We start from the raw sequence: 19,343 nt of genomic DNA, 5'->3' as shown, positions 1-19,343 counted from the left end.
TTTTCCGAAGGTGCCGGTCAGCGGCGGTACGACTCCACGTAACCGTCCGCGGGCGTGCCCACGCCCGTCACATCGTCGTAGCCCTTCACGGCGCTCAGCGAGCTGTCCTTGCCGAGACTCCGTACGGACGTGGTCAGTCCGTCGGTCGCGTCGTAGCCGTTGACGAAGTCGACGCGAACGACCGCGAGGCCGGTCCCCGTCGGGTCGTCGGTGACGTCGTGGTACGCCTTCGAGCCGTACCTGGCGTAGATCGCCGGGTTGGCGAAGCCGAGCGGTTTCCCGCCGCGTGCCTCCTGCGCGAGCGCCTGGACGGCCGCGATCACCGGCGCGGCCAGCGAGGTGCCGCCGAGGCGGTACTCGTCGTACGCCTGCGTGGTGCCGTCCGGCATGGTCTGCGTCTGGCCCACCAGGAACCCGGTGTTCGGGTCGGCGATCGCCGCGATGTCCGGGACGACGCGGTTGCCGTCGGCGCTGTTCGCCCTGGCCAGCGCGTCCGGCACGACCGCCTTCTGGTAGTACGGCTCGGCGACCGTTCTGCTCGTGCCACCGCCCGCGCCCGAGGTGAACGCGCCGGGGAAGCCGTCCCAGCTCTTGCCGTCGGCCGACAGGGTCGCCTTCTCGGTCCCCCAGCCGGTCTCCCACAGGTACGTGTCACCCTTGCCGACCGCCAGCGACGTACCGCCGACCGCCGTCACCCACGCCGAACTCGCCGGGATGTCCACCTGCTTGGTGCCGCTGCTCGCGACCTCGTCGCCGTCGTCGCCGGAGGAGTAGTAGAAGCCGATGCCCTCGACCGCGCCGAACTGGAAGACCTGGTCGTAGGCGGCCGCGAGGTCCGGGGTCTGGGCGTCCTCGGTCTCGCCCCAGGAGTTGGAGACGAGGTCGGCCAGATGGTGATCGACGATCTTGCTGAGCGAGTCCAGCAGGTCCTCGTCGTGGCAGGACGCGGCGCCCACGTAGGTGACCTGCGCGCCGGGCGCGACCGCGTGCACGGCCTCGACGTCGAGGGTCTCCTCGCCGTACCAGCCGGCCGCGGAACACTCCTTGGTCCGCGTGTACTTCGCGGGCAGCACCTGCCGCAACTGGCCGCTCGTCCAGGCCGCGTCGCCGTTGCGCGTCGCGTACGTAGCCGCGTCGAACGCGATGGTCGGGGAGGCGTACGCGTCGGTGACGGCGATCCGCACGCCCTTGCCGGTGTGCCTGCCGGCGCCGTACGCGGCGCGCAGCTGCCTGCCGGTGTAGCCCTTGACGGCGTACGGGATCTTCGTGCCGTAGGCGTCCGGCAGCGTGGTCGCCACGTTCGAGCCGTGGTACGTCGAGAACGGCCCGGCGTTGCGGAACACGGTCTCCGGCGGCGGGAGCCGGTCCTGGTGGCTCGCCAGGTGGGGCGCGTTGTCGAGGCCCGTGACGGTCAGGACGGCGTCCTTGACGGCGTCCGGCACGGAGGCGGTCGTCGTGGGCGCCCGGTAGGTCTGCGCGCCCTTGGTGTAGTTGTGCAGCTGGGTGCCGAACGCCTTCTCGGCGGCGGCCACATCGCCGGTGACGGCGACGTAGTGCTGCGTCACGCCCGTGACCTTCAGCCCCGCCGACGTCAACCAGCCCGTGACGGCGGCCACTTGGGCCTTCGTCGCGCCGAAGCGGGCCTGCGCCTGCCCGGCGCTCAGGTACTTGCCGTACGACGCCGAGCCCGGGTCGGACACGGCCTTCGCGTAGGCGGCGAGACCGGCCGCGTCCCGGCCCGCGAGGTAGACGCGTGCGGAGACCCGGGCACTGTCCGAGGCCGCCCCCCGGTCCGCCTTCGCCGTGGCCCACGCGGGCTTGGTGCCGGTGAGTATGTCCCGGCCCTGCCGGTCCGCGGCGTGCGCCGCGGGTATGCCGAGTGCCAGCGCGCCGGTGAGCAGAGGCAGTGTCGCCGCCAGGCTCACGGAGGCGCGCAGCGCGGCACGTCGAGATCTCATGGAACCCCCTGTGCGATTCGTGACGAGTGGATCACCCGACGGTGGCCACTCAATCGCCGAACCGTTCAGGCCAGGGAAATGCCCGTCCCAAGAAGGTCCCAACTAACCTAATGGCAACGCCATTTCGACGGCGCGGAGAGGAAGGCGGAGACGGAGACGGCTACGGACGCGGCTCGGCGCCCCGCTCCGACAGCATGTCCTTCATCAGCGCGATCTCCGACTCCTGCCCGTTCACCATGCCCTGCGCGAGGTCCTTCTCCACCTCGACCGCGCACTTGTCGAGACAGCCCTCGGCCATGTGGATGCCGCCCTTGTGATGGTCCGTCATCAACTGCAGGTAGAAGATCTCCGCCTGCTTGCCGCTGAGGCTCTCCAGCTTCTTCATCTCGGTGTTGGTCGCCATGCCCGGCATCAGCGCGCCGTCCTCGCCGGAGGCCATGCCGCCCATGCCCATCCAGGTCATCGGCTCGTCCGAGGACACCTTCGGCAGCTTCCACAGGTCCAGCCAGCCCAGCATCATGCCGCGCTGGTTGGCCTGCGTCTGCGCGATGTCGTACGCGAGCCGCCGCACGTCCTCGTCATCGGTGCGGTCGCGCACGAGGAACGACATCTCCACGGCCTGCTGATGGTGCACCGCCATGTCCCGAGCGAACCCGGCGTCCGCCGAGCCGGCGCTCGGGGTGCTGCCCGCGCCCCCGTCCTCGGCGACCGCGTAGGTGATGGTGCCGGCCGCGACGAGCACTGCCGCCGCGGTCCCCGCCATCCATCCGACGTGCTGCCTCACTCCGACAGACCACCCGTGCAGGCCGCGCCCTTCTCGGGCGTCTGCTCACCCTGGACGTACTTCTCGAAGAACTTGTCGACGTTCGGGTCGCTCGCGCTCGTCACCGTCCGCTGGTGCCCCCACGCGCTGAGCATGATCGGGTCCTTCTGCTTCTCGTCCGGGCTCATCAGCGAGTACGGCGTCTTCTTGACCTTCTCCGCCAGCGCGGCGACATCGGCCTTGGGCGCCTTGCTGGTGTACGTCACCCAGACCGCCCCGTGCTCCAGCGAGTGCACGGCGTTCTCGTTCTTGAGTTCCTTGGTGTAGACGTCGCCGTTGCAGTTCATCCAGGCCGCGTGGTGGTCGCCGCCGACCGGGGGCTCCATCGGGTACGTCACGCCGGTCTTGACGTGGGTCTGGGACAAGGTCTTGTTCCAGGTCTTCACGCCGTCCTTGCCGGTGACGAACTTCCCGGGGGTCTTGTCCGCCTGCGCCTTCTCCTCGGACTGCGACTGGATCAGGACGACACCGCCGACGACGAGGCCGACGACGACCACGACGCTGGCCGCGATGGTGAGGATGCGGTTGCGCCGGTCACGGGCCTGCTCGGCGCGCCGCATCTCCTCTATTCGCGCTCTGCGCGCGGCGCTGCTCTTGTTCTTGGCGGAGCCCATGAGGTGTGCCCTTCTGGGAGGGGTGGGACAGTCGGGTTCGCTGATCGTAATGGGGGAGGTGCGACCTCCAGTAGAGCGGTCGCCGGAAAGGCCGGAAAGGCCGGGTGGGGGCGCATCGGCCGACCGGTCCGGGCCCGGGCCGCCGATATTTCGAACCGCCCCGGTATCGGGAACCGCCCGATATTTTGAACCCGGGATGCACATTATCTACCCTGCCGTCCATGCGGCTGTTGCGCTCCACCGACCTGGCACTGCGCCTCCTGATGCGGCTGGCCGTCATGGGCGACGCGACGCCGACGACCCGCGAGGTCGCGGCGGACATGGAGGTGCCGTACACGCACGCCGCCAAGGTCGTCGCCGAGCTGCAGCACATGGGCCTGGTCGACGCCCGCCGGGGCCGCGGCGGCGGTCTCACACTCAGCGACAGGGGCCGCACCGCGTCGGTCGGCGCGGTCGTGCGCGCCTTCGAGGGGGACGGCGACGTCGTCGACTGCGAGGGCGACAACCCCTGCCCGCTCAACTCCGCGTGCCGGCTGCGCGGTGCGCTGCGGCGGGCCCAGGAGGCCTTCTTCGCCTCGCTGGACCCGCTGACGGTGGCCGATGTGACCGCGGACCCGACCGGGCCGCTGCTGCTGCAGATCGGCCGCGCGCCCTGGACGCCGCCGGGCAGGCGGGAATTTGACGACAGGGCCTAGCCCTCCTGGGCCAGCCACAGGTCGGGTCCGAAGACCTCGTAGTGGATGTCGGCCGGCGCCACGCCCTTCCCGATCAACTGAGCCCGCACCGTACGCATGAAGGGCAGCGGACCGCACAGGTACGCACGCGTGCCCTTCGGTACGGCGACGTCGGTCAGGTCGACCAGGCCGGTGCGGTGGGGGGCGTCGGCGTCCGTCTCGTACCAGAAGTGGGCCGAGGCTCCCTGGAGCTTCTCGGCGTACGCCTCGTGGTCGGCGCGCAGGGCGTGCGTGGCGGGGGAGCGGTCGCCGTGCACGACGATCACCCGGCCCTCGTGCCCGGCGTCCGCGAGCTCGCCCAGCATCGCGACCATGGGGGTGACGCCGATCCCGGCGGACGCGAGGAGGAGCGGGGCCTCGGTGCCGGCGAGGACGAGATCGCCGTACGCCGCCGACATGCGAAGGCGATCGCCGGCCCGCACGCGCGCGTGGAGGTGGTTCGAGACCTCGCCGTCGGGCGCGGTGCCGCCGGGCACCCGCTTCACGCTGATCTGGCGTACCGGCGATCCGGGTGCGGCGGACAGACTGTACTGGCGTATCTGCCGGGCCCCGTCCGGGAGCTCGACCTGTACGGAGACGTACTGCCCGGCCCGGAAGCCGGGCGCCGGGCGGCCGTCGGCCGGGCGCAGCCGGAACGTGGCGACGTCGGCGGTCTCCTCGACGCGTCCCACGACCTCCCACTCCCGCCACTCGCTGCCTCCGCGCTCGTCGTACAGCCGCTTCTCGATCGCGATCAGGGCGTTCGCCATCAGCCAGTAGACCTCGTCCCAGGCGGCCGCGACCTCGGGCGTGACGGCCTCGCCGAGGACGTCGGCGATGGCGGCGAAGAGGTGCTCGTGGACGAGCGCGTACTGCTCCGCCGTGACGCCCAGGGAGGCGTGCTTGTGGGCGATGCGGCCCAGCATCGCGTCGGGCCGCTCGTCGGGGTGGTCCACGAGGTGCGTCGCGAACGCGGCGATGGAACCCGCCAGGGCCTGCCGCTGCGTGCCCGCCGCCTGGTTGCCGCGGTTGAACAGGTCGCGCAGCAGCTCGGGACGGGCGGTGAACAGCCCGGCGTAGAAGCGTTCGGTGATCTCGGCGAGGGACGCGCCGACCGCGGGAAGGGTGGCGCGGACGGTGGCGGCGGACTGCTCGGACAGCATCGGTTCTCCTCGGGCTCGACCGGGCGGCGCGAGGGCGGCCGCCCACGGTCATTAAAACTTGCATCTGAGATGCAAATTAAAGTGGGGTGGGTCTTGCGGGGCCGGGCATTACGGATGTCGGTCCGAGCAGGCAAGATGGGCGGCAGAGCAGTTCACCGCGTGCCACGGCAGGACACCTGCCGTACGCCGGGCGTTCAGTCCGGGATCGCTTCGGCGATCAAGGTGCGCAACGCGCCTGAAATGGTGTTGTGGTGTGATGCTCAGGTGCCCGACCGCCTCCCGCGGTACCGGAGACAGGCGGCCTGACCAGCAAGGATGGGGAAGCGGAAGATGGACAAGCAGCAGGAGTTCGTGCTCCGGACGTTGGAGGAGCGCGACATCCGGTTCGTACGGCTGTGGTTCACGGACGTGCTGGGCTTCCTCAAGTCCGTGGCCGTGGCCCCGGCCGAGCTCGAGCAGGCCTTCGACGAGGGCATCGGCTTCGACGGCTCGGCGATCGAGGGCTTCGCCCGCGTATACGAGTCCGACATGATCGCCAAGCCGGACCCGTCGACGTTCCAGATCCTGCCGTGGCGCGCCGAGGCCCCCGGCACGGCCCGGATGTTCTGCGACATCCTCATGCCGGACGGCTCCCCGTCCTTCGCGGACCCGCGCTATGTCCTCAAGCGCGCCCTGGCCCGCGCCTCCGACCTGGGCTTCACCTTCTACACCCACCCCGAGATCGAGTTCTTCCTGCTGAAGGACAAGCCCGTCGACGGCTCCGTGCCGACCCCCGCCGACAACTCGGGCTACTTCGACCACACCCCGCAGAACATCGGCATGGACTTCCGCCGCCAGGCGATCACCATGCTGGAGTCGATGGGCATCTCGGTCGAGTTCTCCCACCACGAGGGCGCGCCGGGCCAGCAGGAGATCGACCTGCGCTACGCCGACGCCCTCTCGACGGCGGACAACATCATGACGTTCCGCCTGGTCATGAAGCAGGTGGCGCTGGAGCAGGGCGTCCAGGCAACGTTCATGCCGAAGCCCTTCTCGGAGCACCCGGGCAGCGGCATGCACACGCACCTGTCGTTGTTCGAGGGCGACAGGAACGCCTTCTACGAGTCGGGCGCCGAGTACCAGCTCTCCAAGGTCGGCCGCTCCTTCATCGCGGGCCTGCTGAAGCACGCCGCGGAGATCGCCGCGGTCACCAACCAGTGGGTGAACTCCTACAAGCGCATCTGGGGCGGCTCCGAGCGCACCGCCGGCGCCGGCGGCGAGGCCCCCTCGTACATCTGCTGGGGCCACAACAACCGCTCGGCCCTGGTCCGCGTCCCGATGTACAAGCCCGGCAAGACGGGCTCGGCCCGGGTCGAGGTCCGCTCACTGGACTCCGGCGCCAACCCGTACCTGGCCTACGCGGTCCTGCTGGCCGCCGGCCTCAAGGGCATCGAGGAGGGCTACGAGCTCCCACCCGGCGCCGAGGACGACGTCTGGGCCCTCTCCGACGCCGAGCGCCGCGCGATGGGCATCGAGCCGCTGCCGCAGAACCTGGGCGAGGCGCTCACTCTCATGGAGCGCAGCGACCTGATCGCCGAGACGCTCGGCGAGCACGTCTTCGATTTCTTCCTGCGCAACAAGCGGGCGGAGTGGCACGAGTACCGCTCCGAGGTGACGGCGTTCGAGCTGCGGAAGAACCTGCCGGTGCTGTAGGCGCAAGCGCAAAAGCTCAGGCCGGGGGCGCGGGATTCCGTCCCGCGCCCCCGTGGTGTCACTGCCCGCGCTCGGCCGCCTGCTCCGCCAGCAGCTGGTGCAGCGGCTCCGTCACCCTGCGGCGGTACTCCTGGATCGACCAGCCGTTGCCGTCGGGGTCCTTGAAGTACATGAACGTCGCGCCGTCGTCCGGGGCGTACTGGACCGGCTCCGACACCTCCAGGCCCCGCTCCACGAGTTCCGCCCGGGCCGCCTTGATGTCCGCCACGCAGAGCTGCAGGCCCTGGTACGAGCCGGGCTCGGGCACGGTCTCGCCCTTGGTCATGTCCCAAATGCTGTCGCCGAGGGCGATCGAACAGCCGGAGCCCGGAGGCGTCAGCTGGACGATGCGCATGCCCGGCATGACCTCCTGGTCGATGTCGACGTGGAAGCCGACCTTGTCCCGGTAGAAGTCGCGGGCCCGGTCGATGTCGCTCACGGGCAGCGGGATCACTTCGAGGGTGAAGTCCATCGCTAGTCCTCCATGGTGAATCGCCAGCGGGTCTGGCTGAACGGCTCCCCCTAACCGAAGCCGAAAACGATGCTCTGCGCCACCGCGATCGCCCAAGTTCCGCAGATTCCAAGGCATCCGGGGCTGCTGCGGGCCCTACTGGGGGCTGCCGCCCCCAGTCCCCCGCTTCGGCCCTTGAGGGGCCTTGTCCTCAAACGCCGGACGGGCTGGGTGGGAGTGCGGATCGGCGTCGAGAGGTGCCCAGCGTTGTGGCTGGGCGGGGGTGGGACGCGCGGCCCGGCGCTGGCGGGGTGCCGCTGCGCCCACCCGTGCCGCCCCAGCGGCACGACTGCCCGCAGCTAGGTGGGCGTGTACCCCCACGGGCCGCAGCCGCCCACGGCGGGAAGGGGACGGGCCGGGGGGTGTCCGCCCGCAGTGGCCGGCGTCAAGAAACGGCACCTCCTGGCCTAAGTCCAGCCGCCGGTCCGAGGACGGACACCCCCCGGCCCGGCCCCGACCCACAACACGACCGCAGGCGCTACGCGCACCCCCACCACACCCGCACAGGCGCCGCAGGCATCCGCACGCGCACCCCCACCAAACCCGCGCAGGCCGCCGCAGGCACCCCGCCCAAGCCCAGCGCAGCGGCTACGCTCGACCGCGTACGACCTTGATCGGGCGCGAACGACCCTGATCGGAACGGGAGGCCGACCATGACGGCGCCGGGGCGCAGGAGCAGTACCTTCACACGGCTGCTGCGGCACGGATTCACCGACCCGTCGGCCGCCGAGCGGCTCCTGGAGAGCGCGGAACTCGCGCCGATCAGGAACGATCCGGTGCTGCTGGAGGCCCTCGGCGCCACAGCCGACCCGGACCTCGCCCTGCACGGACTCGTCCGGCTCCTCGAAGCGCAGCCCGACCCCGCCGCCCAACGGCAACTGCTGGACACGGTCATAGCGGCCAAGCCCCTGCGCGACCGGCTGCTCGGCGTGCTCGGCGCCTCCTCCGCCCTCGCCGACCACCTCGCCAAGCACGCCGGCGACTGGCAGGCGCTGGTCATGTACGAGCCACAGGACCTGCACCCGGAGGTGGAGGAGTTCGAGCGCGGCCTCGCCGAGGCCACCGACCCCGTCTCCCTGCGCGTCGCCTACCGGCGCTGTCTGCTCTCCATCGCCGCCCGTGACGTGTGCGGCACCACCGACGTGGCCCAGACCGCCGCCGAGCTCGCCGACCTCGCCACCGCGACCCTGCGCGCCGCCCTCGCCATCGCCCGCGCCGCCGCGCCGGAGGACGCCGCGCTGTGCCGGCTCGCGGTGATCGCGATGGGCAAGTGCGGGGGCCACGAGCTGAACTACGTCTCCGACGTCGACGTCATCTTCGTCGGCGAGGCCATGGACGGCGCCGACGAGGGCAAGGCGCTGCGGTCCGCCACCAAGCTCGCCTCGCACATGATGCGGATCTGCTCGGAGACGACCGTCGAGGGGTCCATCTGGCCCGTGGACGCCAACCTGCGGCCCGAGGGCCGTAACGGTCCCCTGGTGCGGACCCTCAGCAGCCACCTCGCCTACTACCAGCGCTGGGCCAAGACCTGGGAGTTCCAGGCACTGCTCAAGGCGCGCCCGGTGGCGGGCGACATCGAGCTGGGCGAGGAGTACGTCGCCGCGGTGGAGCCGCTGGTCTGGCAGGCCGCCGAGCGGGAGAACTTCGTCGCCGACGTGCAGAAGATGCGCCGGCGGGTCGTCGAGAACATCCCCGTGGCCGAGGTGGACCGCCAGCTCAAGCTCGGCCCCGGCGGGCTCCGGGACGTCGAGTTCGCCGTACAGCTGCTGCAGCTGGTGCACGGGCGGCACGACGCGTCCCTGCGCAGCGGCACCACCCTGCACGCACTGCAGGCCCTCGCCGCCGGCGGCTACGTCGGCCGCGCCGACGCCGCCCAGCTCGACGACGCCTACCGCTTCCTGCGCTCCATGGAGCACCGCATCCAGCTCTACCGGCTGCGGCGCACCCACCTGGTGCCCGAGGACGAGGCCGACCTGCGGCGCATCGGCCGCTCCCTCGGCCTGCGCGTCGACCCGGTCGCCGAGCTGAACCGCGAGTGGAGACGGCACGCGAGTGTCGTACGGCGCCTGCACGAGAAGCTCTTCTACCGGCCGCTGCTCGACGCGGTCGCCCAACTCGCCCCCGGCGAGGCACGGTTGAGCGCCGGGGCGGCGCGGGAGCGGCTGGTCGCGCTCGGGTACGCCGATCCGGCCTCCGCGCTCAGGCATCTGGAGGCGCTGGCCTCCGGGGTCACCCGCAAGGCGGCGATCCAACGGACGTTGTTGCCGGTGCTGTTGGGCTGGTTCGCGGACTCGGCGGATCCCGACGCGGGGCTGCTGAACTTCCGCAAGGTGTCGGACGCGCTCGGCAAGACCCCTTGGTATCTACGGCTGTTGCGGGACGAGGGCGCCGCCGCCGAGAACCTCGCCCGTGTGCTGTCGGCGGGGCGCCTCGCTCCTGACTTGCTGATGCGGGCGCCGGAGGCGGTGGCACTGCTCGGCGACGGCGACGGGGGGACCGGGCTGGAGCCGCGCTCGCGTGGGCACCTGGAGCAGGAGATCCTCGCGGCGGTGGGGCGCGCGGACGACGCCGTGCAGGCGGTGACGGCGGCGCGTGGTGTGCGGCGCCGGGAACTGTTCCGTACGGCCGCCGCCGACATCGTCGACTCCTACGGCACCGAGGCGAATCCGGCCGAGGCGGATCAGGGTGCGCTGGTGGACCGGGTCGGGGCCGCGGTGTCGGATCTGACGGCGGCGACACTCGCGGGCACCCTGCGTGCGGTGGTGCGGGAGGGGTGGGGCGACACGCTGCCCACCCGGTTCGCGATCATCGGCATGGGGCGGTTCGGGGGGCACGAGCTGGGCTACGGCAGTGACGCGGACGTCGTGTTCGTGCACGAGCCGCGCGACGGTGTCGACGATCAGGAGGCCTCGGCGGCCGCGAACCGGGTGGTCGAGGAGATGCGGCGGCTGCTCCAGATCCCGAGCGCGGATCCGCCGTTGTTGATCGACGCCGATCTGCGCCCCGAGGGCAAGTCGGGGCCGCTGGTGCGCACGCTGAAGTCCTACGAGGCGTACTACCGCCGGTGGTCCCTGGTCTGGGAGTCGCAGGCGCTGCTGCGGGCCGAGGTGGTGGCCGGCGACGAGGATCTGGGGCGGCGTTTCATCGATCTCGTCGATCCGCTGCGGTATCCCGCCGAGGGGCTCGGCGAGGACGCCGTACGGGAGATCCGGCGCCTGAAGGCCCGTATGGAGTCCGAGCGGCTCCCTCGCGGCGTCGACCCCAAGCTGCACACCAAGCTCGGGCCCGGCGGGCTCTCCGACGTCGAGTGGACGGTGCAGCTGCTGCAGCTTCAGCATGGGTGGGCCGAACCGGGGCTGCGTACGACGCGGACCCGGGAGGCGCTTGCCGCCGCGTGCGCGGCCGGGCTGATTCCGGCCGAGGAGGCGGCGATCCTGGACGAGGCGTGGGTGCTGGCCACGCGGGTGCGCAACGCGGTGATGCTGGTACGCGGGCGGGCCGGCGACACCTTCCCGTCGGACAGCCGTGAGCTGGCGGCGGTGGGGCGCTACCTGGGGTACGGGCCCGGTCACGCGGGGGACATGCTCGACGCGTACCGGCGTACGACGCGGCGGGCCCGGGGTGTGGTGGACGAGCTCTTCTACGGGGCGTGATGCCTCCGGCGGTGGAGCCGGAGTGCCGTTGCGGCCTGTGCGGGGTGGTGGGGGTGCGCGTTGATGCCTGCGGCGCCAGTGCGGGTTTCGTGGGGTGCGCGTAGCGCCTACGCGGGTGTCGTGGGTCGGGGCCGCGCCGGGGGGTGTCCGGCCTCGGTCGGGCGGCTCGGTTCGTCAGAAGTGTGCTCGGCGTTGACGCCCGCCGCTGCGGGCGGACACCCCCCGGCACGTCCCCTGCCCGCCGTGGGCGACTGCGGGTGCGTGTGTGGTGGCGCGGGCACCACCCGCCTGGGCAGCGCGTGCGGCAGCTTTCCGTACCAGAGGCGTGCCACCGTGTATCCGAACGCCAGGCACATGAGGCCGCCCACCGCGTCGAGCCAGAAGTGGTTGGCCGTGGCGACGATCACGATCAGTGTGGCCGTCGGGTAGAGCAGTCCGAGGACCCGTACCCAGGGGATCCTCGCCAGCGCGAAGATCGTCACGCCGCTCCACACGGACCAGCCGATGTGCATGGACGGCATCGCGGCGTACTGGTTCGACATGTTCTTCAGGTCGCCGGAGGCCATCGAGCCCCAGGTGTCGTGGACCAGGACCGTGTCGATGAAGCCGCCGTTGGTCATCAACCGCGGGGGAGCGAGCGGGTACAGGTAGTAACCGATCAGGGCCACACCGGTTGTCGCGAAGAGGACCAGGCGGGTCGCCGCGTAGCGGCCGGGGTGGCTGCGGTAGAGCCAGACCAGGACGCCGAGCGTGACGATGAAGTGCAGGGTCGCGTAGTAGTAGTTCATGCCGACGATGAGCCAAGTCACCGAGTTCACGGCGTGATTGATCGACTCCTCGACGGCGATGCCGAGGTTTTGCTCCAGCTTCCAGAGCCAGTCGGCGTTGCGCAGCGCCTCGGCCTTCTGCTCCGGAACCGCGTTGCGGATCAGTGAGTACGTCCAGTAACTCACCGCGATCAGCAGGATTTCGAACCAGAGGCGGGGTCGGCGCGGGGTGCGCAGACGGCGCAGGGGGCCTTGTCCCGATTCGTCCGCGACCGGGTGCGGAACGGCCGCTTCACGGCCTTCCAGTGTCGTCACGGTCGAGTCACCCATGGGCACAGAGTCTGCCAGATAAGCCTTCCCCGACCGATCATCCCTCGGGTGGGTCAAGCACGCATGTTCTACGACGGGCGTACAGCCCCGCTCTCCTACCGACGCAGGGCGGGATCGGGGGATTCTCCGCCCTGAGGACGAGGGGACTGGTCGGGGAGGTGGCGGGGCGGGTCAGGCGTGGTTCCTGTTTCCGGGTCCCGAAGCCGTCGAACCGCGCACCACCAGCTCCGGCATGAACACGAACTCGCTGTGGGGCGCCGGCGTCCCGCCGATCTCCTCCAGCAGCGTGCGCACCGCCGCCTGCCCCATCGCCGGGACCGGCTTGCGGACCGTGGTGAGCGGCGGGTCGGTGAAGGCGATCAGCGGGGAGTCGTCGAAGCCGACCACCGAGATGTCCTTCGGGACCGCCAGGCCGCGTTGCCGAGCCGCCCTTATCGCGCCCAGCGCCATCATGTCGCTCGCGCAGACGACCGCGGTGCAGTCCCGGTCGATCAGGGCCGTGGTCGCCGCCTGGCCGCCCTCCAGGGTGTACAGGGAGTGCTGGATCAGCTCGGTCTCTATGACGTCCGTCGGCAGGCCCAGCTGGTCCTGCATCGCGCGGAGGAAGCCCTCGATCTTGCGCTGGACCGGGACGAAGCGCTTGGGGCCCAGGGCCAGGCCGATACGGGTGTGGCCCAGGGAGGCCAGGTGCGTCACCGCGAGTGTCATCGCCGCGCGGTCGTCGGGGGAGATGAAGGGCGCCTGGACCTTGGGGGAGAAGCCGTCCACCAGGACGAAGGGGACGCCCTGGGCGCGCAGGCGCTCATAGCGCTGCATGTCGGCCGTGGTGTCGGCGTGCAGGCCGGAGACGTAGATGATGCCGGCGACACCGCGGTCGACGAGCATCTCGGTCAGCTCGTCCTCGGTCGAGCCGCCGGGCGTCTGGGTGGCCAGCACGGGGGTGTAGCCCTGCCTGGTCAGTGCCTGGCCGATGACCTGGGCGAGGGCCGGGAATATCGGGTTCTCCAGCTCCGGGGTGATCAGGCCCACCAGGCCTTCGCTGCGCTGGCGCAGTCGCACCGGGCGCTCGTAGCCGAGCACGTCCAATGCGGCCAGCACGGACTGGCGAGTGGTGGCGGCGACGCCCGGCTTCCCGTTGAGGACGCGGCTGACGGTCGCTTCGCTCACCCCCGCCTGAGCAGCGATGTCGGCAAGCCGTGTGGTCACGGCACTGGACTGTACCGGCCGAAAGTCGCCTTGCACACCAATCGGACGCCGCCGGCGACCTGTTGGCCGGCCTGGTCCGGGTTGCTGCTTCATCGCGCTCCCTCGTGAAAGTGGTAGCAAGAGCTTGCAGAGTCTTGCACAAGTGGTCCGCATGGCGCTCCACCCCTGGAAAGAAGCGTCTCATGACGGTCGCCGACTGGTCACGCACGGATAACTTCGGAGATCTCTTGCACTTTTTTTCTGCAAGGTCTTTCGTCGATCTTTCAACGCTGTTACGTTCACGTCGCCCGGCGGCCGCAACGGCGCAGTCGGCAAGACAGCAAGGGCAGGCAGACGGGGCCGCCCCTGCATCACACGGGCTTTCACCCTCAAGGAGAACTCATGCGGCGTGGCATAGCGGCCACCGCGCTGGTGGCGTCCCTCGCTCTCGCGGCGACGGCGTGCGGCGGCGGGGACGACAGTGGCAGCGACTCGAGCGGGCCGGTCACCATCACCTGGTGGGACACCTCCAACGCCACCAACGAGGCGCCGACGTACCAGGCCCTGGTCAAGGAGTTCGAGGCCGCCAACAAGGACATCAAGGTCAAGTACGTCAACGTCCCGTTCGACCAGGCGCAGAACAAGTTCGACACGGCCGCCGGCTCCAAGGGCGCCCCGGACATCCTGCGCTCCGAGGTCGGCTGGACCCCCGCCTTCGCCAAGAAGAGCTTCTTCCTGCCGCTCGACGGCACCGAGGCACTCGCCGAGCAGGACAAGTTCCAGCCCAGCCTGATCGAGCAGGCCAAGTACGAGGGCAAGGTCTACGGCGTTCCGTTCACCACGGACACCCTCGCCTTCGTCTACAACAAGGACCTGTTCAAGAAGGCCGGCGTCGAGGCCCCCAAGACCTGGGACGACCTGAAGAAGGCCGCCGCCACCATCAAGGAGAAGACCGGCGTCGACGGCTACTGGGGCTCCACCCAGGCCTACTACGCCCAGACGTTCCTCTACGGCGAGGGCACCGACACCGTCGACGCCGACGCCAAGAAGATCACCGTCGCGTCGCCCGAGGCCAAAAAGGGCTACGAGACCTGGCTGAGCCTCTTCGACGGCAAGGGCCTGCACAAGGCCGACACCACCGCCGACGCCTACGCCCACATCCAGGAGGCGTTCGTCAGCGGCAAGGTCGCCTCGATCATGCAGGGCCCGTGGGAGATCACCAACTTCTACAAGGGCTCCGCGTTCAAGGACAAGGCCAACCTCGGCATCGCCACCGTCCCGGCCGGCTCCTCCGGCAAGGCGGGCGCCCCGACCGGCGGCCACAACCTCTCCGTGTACGCGGGCTCGGACAAGGCCCACCAGGAGGCCTCGCTGAAGTTCGTGAAGTTCATGACCTCGGCGAAGGCCCAGGAGACCATCGCCCTGAAGAACAACACGCTGCCCACCCGCGACGACGCCTACACCACCGAGGTCAAGGCCGACCCGGGCATCGCCGGCTACCAGGGCGTCCTCGCCGCCGCCCAGCCGCGCCCGGCCCTGCCCGAGTACAGCTCCCTGTGGGGCCCGGTGGACGCCGAGCTGCTGAAGATCGCCGGAGGCAAGGTGTCCCTGGACAAGGGCCTGAGCACCGCCGAGACCTCCATCGCCAAGCTGGTCCCGGACTTCAGCAAGTGACCCCGAGTGGCCGCCGGATCCTCCTGATCATGGGGGGAAGGATCCGGCGGTCACCGGCCTGTGCGCCGTACACCACAGCCGTACACCACAGCCGTACACCCCTGATCTGTCGATCTCCACGAAGGTTGTCGAACCATGACAGTCGCCATCGACCGCGCGACCGGCAAGCGCCGCGGTGACCGCGCGCCGCGGCCCGGGCTGGGCCAGCGCCTGAAGCACGGCTACCAGAAGCACTGGTACGCCTACGCGATGATCGCTCCGGTGGTGATCGTCCTCGGCGTCCTGGTGCTGTATCCGCTGGCGTACGGCTTCTACCTCACTCTCACCGACGCCAACAGCCTCAACAGCGCCCGCACCATCGGCGTCAACGAGATCGAGGCCACCTACAAGTTCATCGGCTTCGACAACTACGCCGACATCCTGTGGGGCGAGACGGCGTACGACCGCTTCTGGTCGCACTTCATCTGGACGATCTTTTGGACCGCGGCCTGCGTCACCCTCCACTACACCATCGGCCTCGGCCTCGCCCTGCTGCTCAACCAGAAGCTGCGCGGCCGCACCCTGTACCGGCTGATCCTGATCCTGCCGTGGGCCGTGCCGACCTTCGTCACCGTCTTCGGCTGGCGGTTCATGCTCGCCGACGGCGGCATCATCAACTCGTTCCTGGAGACGCTGCACCTGCCCACGCCGCTGTGGCTGGAGGACACCTTCTGGCAGCGCTTCGCCGCGATCATGGTGAACACCTGGTGCGGTGTGCCGTTCATGATGCTCTCGCTGCTCGGCGGGCTGCAGTCCATCGACTCCTCGCTGTACGAGGCCGCCGAGATGGACGGCGCGAGCAGGTGGCAGCAGTTCCGGTACGTCACCCTGCCGGGCCTGCGGTCCGTCAGCTCCACCGTCGTCCTGCTCGGCGTCATCTGGACCTTCAACCAGTTCGCCATCATCTTCCTGCTGTTCGGCGACACCGCCCCCGACGCCCAGATCCTCGTCACCTGGGCCTACTACCTCGGCTTCGGACAGCAGCCGCGTGACTTCGCGCAGTCGGCCGCCTACGGCATGCTGCTGCTGGCCATCCTCATCGTCTTCACCTCCTTCTACCGCCGCTGGCTGAACCGCAATGACCAGCAGCTCGCGATCTGAGGCAGGAGTCCCCATGAGTACGACCACTGTTGAGACCCCGGTGAACAAGCAGGACTCCGTGACCACAGCCACCCCCCGCAAGGCGCGCCGCCGCGGCGAGAACAGCCGCGGTACGTCCTTCGTCTCCCACGGCATCCTCATCGTGGCGAGCCTGATCGCGCTCTTCCCCGTGGCCTGGCTGGTCTTCCTGTCCCTCGGCCCGGACAAGGACGACTACCTCCACCCAGGCGGCATCTGGGGGAAGATGACGCTGGACAACTACACGTTCGTCCTACAGGAGACGAAGTTCTTCGACTGGCTGACGAGCACGCTCATCGTCACGCTGGGCACCACGCTCATCGGCGTCGTCATCTCCGCCACGACCGGCTACGCGGTCTCGCGGATGCGCTTTCCGGGCTACAAGAAGTTCATGTGGGTGCTGCTCGTCACCCAGATGTTCCCGGTGGCCGTACTCATGGTGCCGATGTACCAGATCCTGTCCGAGCTGCAGCTCGTCGACAGCTACCTCGGCCTCATCCTCGTCTACTGCACGACGACCGTGCCGTACTGTGCCTGGCTGATGAAGGGCTACTTCGACACCATCCCGTTCGAGATCGACGAGGCGGGACGCGTCGACGGGCTGACCCCCTTCGGCACGTTCGCGCGACTGATCCTCCCGCTCGCCAAGCCCGGCCTGGCGGTCGCCGCGTTCTACAGCTTCCTCACGGCCTTCGGTGAGGTCGCGTTCGCGTCGACGTTCATGCTGTCCGACACGAAGTACACGTTCGCGGTCGGGTTGCAGACGTTCGTGAGCGAGCACGACGCGCAGCGCAACCTGATGGCCGCGACGGCGGTGCTCGTCGCCATACCGGTCTCCGCGTTCTTCTACTTCGTGCAGAGGAACCTGGTGACCGGGCTTACCGCGGGCGGCACGAAGGGGTGACCTCGGCCGTCGATCGTGTGCGGCGCCGTCGTGGTTGATCGCGCCCACGCGGCGGTAGCCGCAGATTGATACAGCCCCGCGCCCCTGAAGACGGGGCGCTGCCCCCCCCGAGAACCCGAGGCGGTCGCGGTGTCCATCCGACCCCGCTGTCACCGCGGCCGTCTCGTCATCACCGTTGTACGCACACCTGACCCCATGAATCCGTTACGTACCAAGGACGCCATGAGCCAGCAGCACTCCGCCCTCGCCCCGGCCCCGAACCCCGCCAAAGCCAAGCGCAGCGACTGGTGGCGGGACGCGGTGATCTACCAGGTCTATCCGCGCAGCTTCGCCGACAGCAACGGCGACGGCATGGGCGACCTGGAAGGCGTACGCTCCCGCCTCCCGTACCTGCGCGACCTCGGCGTCGACGCCGTGTGGCTCAGCCCCTTCTACGCCTCCCCGCAGGCCGACGCCGGCTACGACGTCGCCGACTACCGCGCGGTCGACCCGATGTTCGGCAACCTGCTCGACGCGGACGCGCTGATCCGTGACGCCCACGGGCTGGGGCTCAGGATCATCGTCGACCTCGTGCCCAACCACTCCTCCGACCAGCACGAGTGGTTCAAGCGGGCACTCGCGGACGGCCCCGGCTCCCCGCTCCGCGACCGCTACTACTTCCGCCCCGGCAAGGGGAAGAACGGCGAACTGCCGCCCAACGACTGGGAGTCCATCTTCGGCGGCCCGGCCTGGACGCGAGTAGAGGACGGGGAGTGGTATCTGCACCTCTTCGCGCCGGAGCAGCCCGACTTCAACTGGGAACACCCGGCCGTCGGCGACGAGTTCCGCTCCATCCTCCGCTTCTGGCTGGACATGGGCGTCGACGGCTTCCGCATCGACGTGGCCCACGGCATGGTGAAGGCCGAGGGGCTGCCGGACCTGGGTTCCCACGACCAGCTCAAACTGCTGGGCAACGATGTCATGCCGTTCTTCGACCAGGACGGCGTCCACGCGATCTACCGCCAGTGGCGCACGATCCTCGACGAGTACGCCGGCGAGCGCATCTTCGTCGCGGAGGCCTGGACGCCGACCGTCGAGCGCACCGCCAACTACGTCCGCCCGGACGAACTGCACCAGGCCTTCAACTTCCAGTACCTGGGCACCGACTGGGACGCGGACGAGCTCCGCAAGGTCGTCGACCGCACCCTGGACGCGATGCGCCCGGTCGGCGCCCCCGCCACCTGGGTCCTCTCCAACCACGACGTCACCCGCCACGCCACCCGCTTCGCCAACCCGCCCGGCCTCGGCACCCAGATCCGCACCGCCGGGGACCGGGAACTGGGCCTGCGCCGAGCGCGCGCGGCGACCCTCCTCATGCTGGCCCTGCCCGGCTCGGCGTACGTCTACCAGGGCGAGGAGCTCGGCCTGCCGGACGTCGTCGACCTGCCCGACGAGGTGCGCCAGGACCCGGCCTACTTCCGCGGCGAGGGCCAGGACGGCTTCCGCGACGGCTGCCGGGTGCCGATCCCGTGGACGCGCGAGGGATCGTCGTACGGCTTCGGCAGCGGGGGCAGCTGGCTGCCGCAGCCGGCGACCTGGGGCGAGCTGAGCGTGGAGGCTCAGACCGGCGTCGAGGGCTCGACCCTGGAGCTGTACCGCGCCGCCCTCGCGGCCCGCCGCACGCACCCCGACCTCGGCGCCGGCGACGCGGTGGAGTGGCTCCGTGCACCCGAGGGCGTCGTGGCCTTCCGGCGCGGCGAGTTCGTGTGCGTCGCCAACACCACCGGCGAGTCCGTGACCCTCCCGGCCTACGGCCGCGTCCTGATGACCAGCGGCGAGATCACCGAGGCGGACGGCGAGACGAAGGTCCCCTCGGACACCACGGTGTGGTGGACGACGGCCTGACGGCCTCTGCTCCAGCACGAAGGGTCCGCTGCCTGCTCAGGCGGCGGGCCCTTTTTAGCGCATTCAACTACCCGTGAGCGTGGGGCAGTTGTGAAGGCACGTCAAGGTGACGGGTGAAAGTTCTTTCTGTGAATTTCAAACCTCTTGCTGTAAAGCTTTCGTTAGCGGTACGTTCTCGCCCGGCGCCCGGCAACGAAGCCGCGCCGCGGCGCAGGGGGGACCCGAACTGAGCCGCTTTCGCAAGGAGTTCAGCCTGTGATATCGACACGCTCGGC

At 69.9% G+C, this 19,343-nt stretch carries 14 protein-coding genes; 7 read left to right on the top strand and 7 right to left on the bottom strand.

Translation table 11 applies throughout. The annotated features are described in order from the left end of the window. Nucleotides 1-17 precede the first annotated feature (17 nt). The 3 genes from IF78_RS0133700 to IF78_RS0133690 all read right to left on the bottom strand — a co-directional run bounded on the left by IF78_RS0133700 (nucleotide 18) and on the right by IF78_RS0133690 (nucleotide 3,395). Nucleotides 18-1,958: a S53 family peptidase gene (locus tag IF78_RS0133700; protein WP_031476597.1), complete on the bottom strand. Its 1,941-nt coding sequence runs from the start codon at nucleotides 1,956-1,958 to the stop codon at nucleotides 18-20. Nucleotides 1,959-2,118: 160 nt separating this feature from the next. Then, nucleotides 2,119-2,721, bottom strand: a complete 603-nt coding sequence (locus IF78_RS0133695) for a DUF305 domain-containing protein (RefSeq protein WP_031476599.1) — start codon at nucleotides 2,719-2,721, stop codon at nucleotides 2,119-2,121. Nucleotides 2,722-2,738: 17 nt separating this feature from the next. Next, nucleotides 2,739-3,395 (bottom strand): thioredoxin-like domain-containing protein, encoded by a 657-nt coding sequence (locus IF78_RS0133690; RefSeq protein WP_031476601.1) that lies wholly within the window; start codon nucleotides 3,393-3,395, stop codon nucleotides 2,739-2,741. A gap of 221 nt (nucleotides 3,396-3,616) precedes the next feature. Here IF78_RS0133690 and IF78_RS0133685 point away from each other — a divergent pair, with 221 nt between their 5' ends. Continuing rightward, on the top strand, nucleotides 3,617-4,090 hold the full coding sequence (locus IF78_RS0133685) for an Rrf2 family transcriptional regulator (RefSeq protein ID WP_031498589.1): 474 nt from the start codon (nucleotides 3,617-3,619) through the stop codon (nucleotides 4,088-4,090). On the opposite strand, the gene IF78_RS0133680 is transcribed toward IF78_RS0133685, so the two are convergent. Continuing rightward, entirely contained in the window at nucleotides 4,087-5,271 is a 1,185-nt protein-coding gene (locus tag IF78_RS0133680) for a globin domain-containing protein (protein ID WP_031476605.1), read from the bottom strand. The two genes, IF78_RS0133685 and IF78_RS0133680, sit on opposite strands and share 4 nt — an antisense overlap. A 330-nt stretch (nucleotides 5,272-5,601) precedes the next feature. Here IF78_RS0133680 and IF78_RS0133675 point away from each other — a divergent pair, with 330 nt between their 5' ends. Further along, a complete protein-coding gene (locus IF78_RS0133675) occupies nucleotides 5,602-6,963 on the top strand; it encodes a glutamine synthetase family protein (protein ID WP_031476607.1) in 1,362 nt (453 codons plus the stop codon). Between the two features lie 58 nt (nucleotides 6,964-7,021). Here the strand turns inward: IF78_RS0133675 and IF78_RS0133670 are convergent, their stop codons facing one another. After that, on the bottom strand, nucleotides 7,022-7,474 hold the full coding sequence (locus IF78_RS0133670; RefSeq protein ID WP_031476609.1) for a VOC family protein: 453 nt from the start codon (nucleotides 7,472-7,474) through the stop codon (nucleotides 7,022-7,024). A gap of 692 nt (nucleotides 7,475-8,166) precedes the next feature. Between IF78_RS0133670 and IF78_RS0133665 the strand changes: the two genes are divergently transcribed. Further along, nucleotides 8,167-11,166, top strand: coding sequence for a bifunctional [glutamine synthetase] adenylyltransferase/[glutamine synthetase]-adenylyl-L-tyrosine phosphorylase (locus IF78_RS0133665; protein WP_031476610.1), 3,000 nt, complete (start codon nucleotides 8,167-8,169; stop codon nucleotides 11,164-11,166). A gap of 107 nt (nucleotides 11,167-11,273) precedes the next feature. Here the strand turns inward: IF78_RS0133665 and IF78_RS0133660 are convergent, their stop codons facing one another. Continuing rightward, the gene (locus IF78_RS0133660; protein ID WP_031476612.1) at nucleotides 11,274-12,263 is read right to left on the bottom strand and encodes a phosphatase PAP2 family protein; all 990 of its coding nucleotides are present in this window, start codon (nucleotides 12,261-12,263) and stop codon (nucleotides 11,274-11,276) included. A gap of 171 nt (nucleotides 12,264-12,434) precedes the next feature. Then, entirely contained in the window at nucleotides 12,435-13,469 is a 1,035-nt protein-coding gene (locus tag IF78_RS0133655; protein ID WP_031476613.1) for a LacI family DNA-binding transcriptional regulator, read from the bottom strand. 381 nt (nucleotides 13,470-13,850) lie between these two features. On the opposite strand from IF78_RS0133655, the gene IF78_RS0133650 reads away from it, so the two are divergent. The 4 genes from IF78_RS0133650 to IF78_RS0133635 all read left to right on the top strand — a co-directional run bounded on the left by IF78_RS0133650 (nucleotide 13,851) and on the right by IF78_RS0133635 (nucleotide 19,068). Beyond that, on the top strand, nucleotides 13,851-15,122 hold the full coding sequence (locus IF78_RS0133650) for an extracellular solute-binding protein (protein WP_031476615.1): 1,272 nt from the start codon (nucleotides 13,851-13,853) through the stop codon (nucleotides 15,120-15,122). Nucleotides 15,123-15,257: 135 nt separating this feature from the next. Beyond that, the gene (locus IF78_RS0133645; protein ID WP_031476617.1) at nucleotides 15,258-16,262 is read left to right on the top strand and encodes a carbohydrate ABC transporter permease; all 1,005 of its coding nucleotides are present in this window, start codon (nucleotides 15,258-15,260) and stop codon (nucleotides 16,260-16,262) included. A gap of 13 nt (nucleotides 16,263-16,275) precedes the next feature. Beyond that, the gene (locus tag IF78_RS0133640) at nucleotides 16,276-17,184 is read left to right on the top strand and encodes a sugar ABC transporter permease (RefSeq protein ID WP_031476618.1); all 909 of its coding nucleotides are present in this window, start codon (nucleotides 16,276-16,278) and stop codon (nucleotides 17,182-17,184) included. A gap of 222 nt (nucleotides 17,185-17,406) precedes the next feature. Then, complete coding sequence (locus IF78_RS0133635; RefSeq protein WP_031476619.1) at nucleotides 17,407-19,068, top strand: glycoside hydrolase family 13 protein; 1,662 nt, start codon at nucleotides 17,407-17,409, stop codon at nucleotides 19,066-19,068. Nucleotides 19,069-19,343 lie beyond the last annotated feature (275 nt).

This window comes from Streptomyces bicolor, assembly GCF_000719285.1.
In the GTDB taxonomy this organism is placed as follows: domain Bacteria; phylum Actinomycetota; class Actinomycetes; order Streptomycetales; family Streptomycetaceae; genus Streptomyces; species Streptomyces bicolor.
Note: the sequence above shows the minus strand (reverse complement) of the source record. Positions and strands in the feature narration are given on the sequence as shown.

Coding starts and splice junctions, on each gene's coding strand:
- IF78_RS0133635 (WP_031476619.1), top strand. CDS start 17,407: ATGAGCCAGCAGCACTCCGCCCTCGCCCCGGCCCCGAACCCCGCCAAA.
- IF78_RS0133660 (WP_031476612.1), bottom strand. CDS start 12,263: ATGGGTGACTCGACCGTGACGACACTGGAAGGCCGTGAAGCGGCCGTT.
- IF78_RS0133680 (WP_031476605.1), bottom strand. CDS start 5,271: ATGCTGTCCGAGCAGTCCGCCGCCACCGTCCGCGCCACCCTTCCCGCG.
- IF78_RS0133665 (WP_031476610.1), top strand. CDS start 8,167: ATGACGGCGCCGGGGCGCAGGAGCAGTACCTTCACACGGCTGCTGCGG.
- IF78_RS0133675 (WP_031476607.1), top strand. CDS start 5,602: ATGGACAAGCAGCAGGAGTTCGTGCTCCGGACGTTGGAGGAGCGCGAC.
- IF78_RS0133695 (WP_031476599.1), bottom strand. CDS start 2,721: ATGGCGGGGACCGCGGCGGCAGTGCTCGTCGCGGCCGGCACCATCACC.
- IF78_RS0133650 (WP_031476615.1), top strand. CDS start 13,851: ATGCGGCGTGGCATAGCGGCCACCGCGCTGGTGGCGTCCCTCGCTCTC.
- IF78_RS0133645 (WP_031476617.1), top strand. CDS start 15,258: ATGACAGTCGCCATCGACCGCGCGACCGGCAAGCGCCGCGGTGACCGC.
- IF78_RS0133685 (WP_031498589.1), top strand. CDS start 3,617: ATGCGGCTGTTGCGCTCCACCGACCTGGCACTGCGCCTCCTGATGCGG.
- IF78_RS0133690 (WP_031476601.1), bottom strand. CDS start 3,395: ATGGGCTCCGCCAAGAACAAGAGCAGCGCCGCGCGCAGAGCGCGAATA.
- IF78_RS0133670 (WP_031476609.1), bottom strand. CDS start 7,474: ATGGACTTCACCCTCGAAGTGATCCCGCTGCCCGTGAGCGACATCGAC.
- IF78_RS0133640 (WP_031476618.1), top strand. CDS start 16,276: ATGAGTACGACCACTGTTGAGACCCCGGTGAACAAGCAGGACTCCGTG.
- IF78_RS0133700 (WP_031476597.1), bottom strand. CDS start 1,958: ATGAGATCTCGACGTGCCGCGCTGCGCGCCTCCGTGAGCCTGGCGGCG.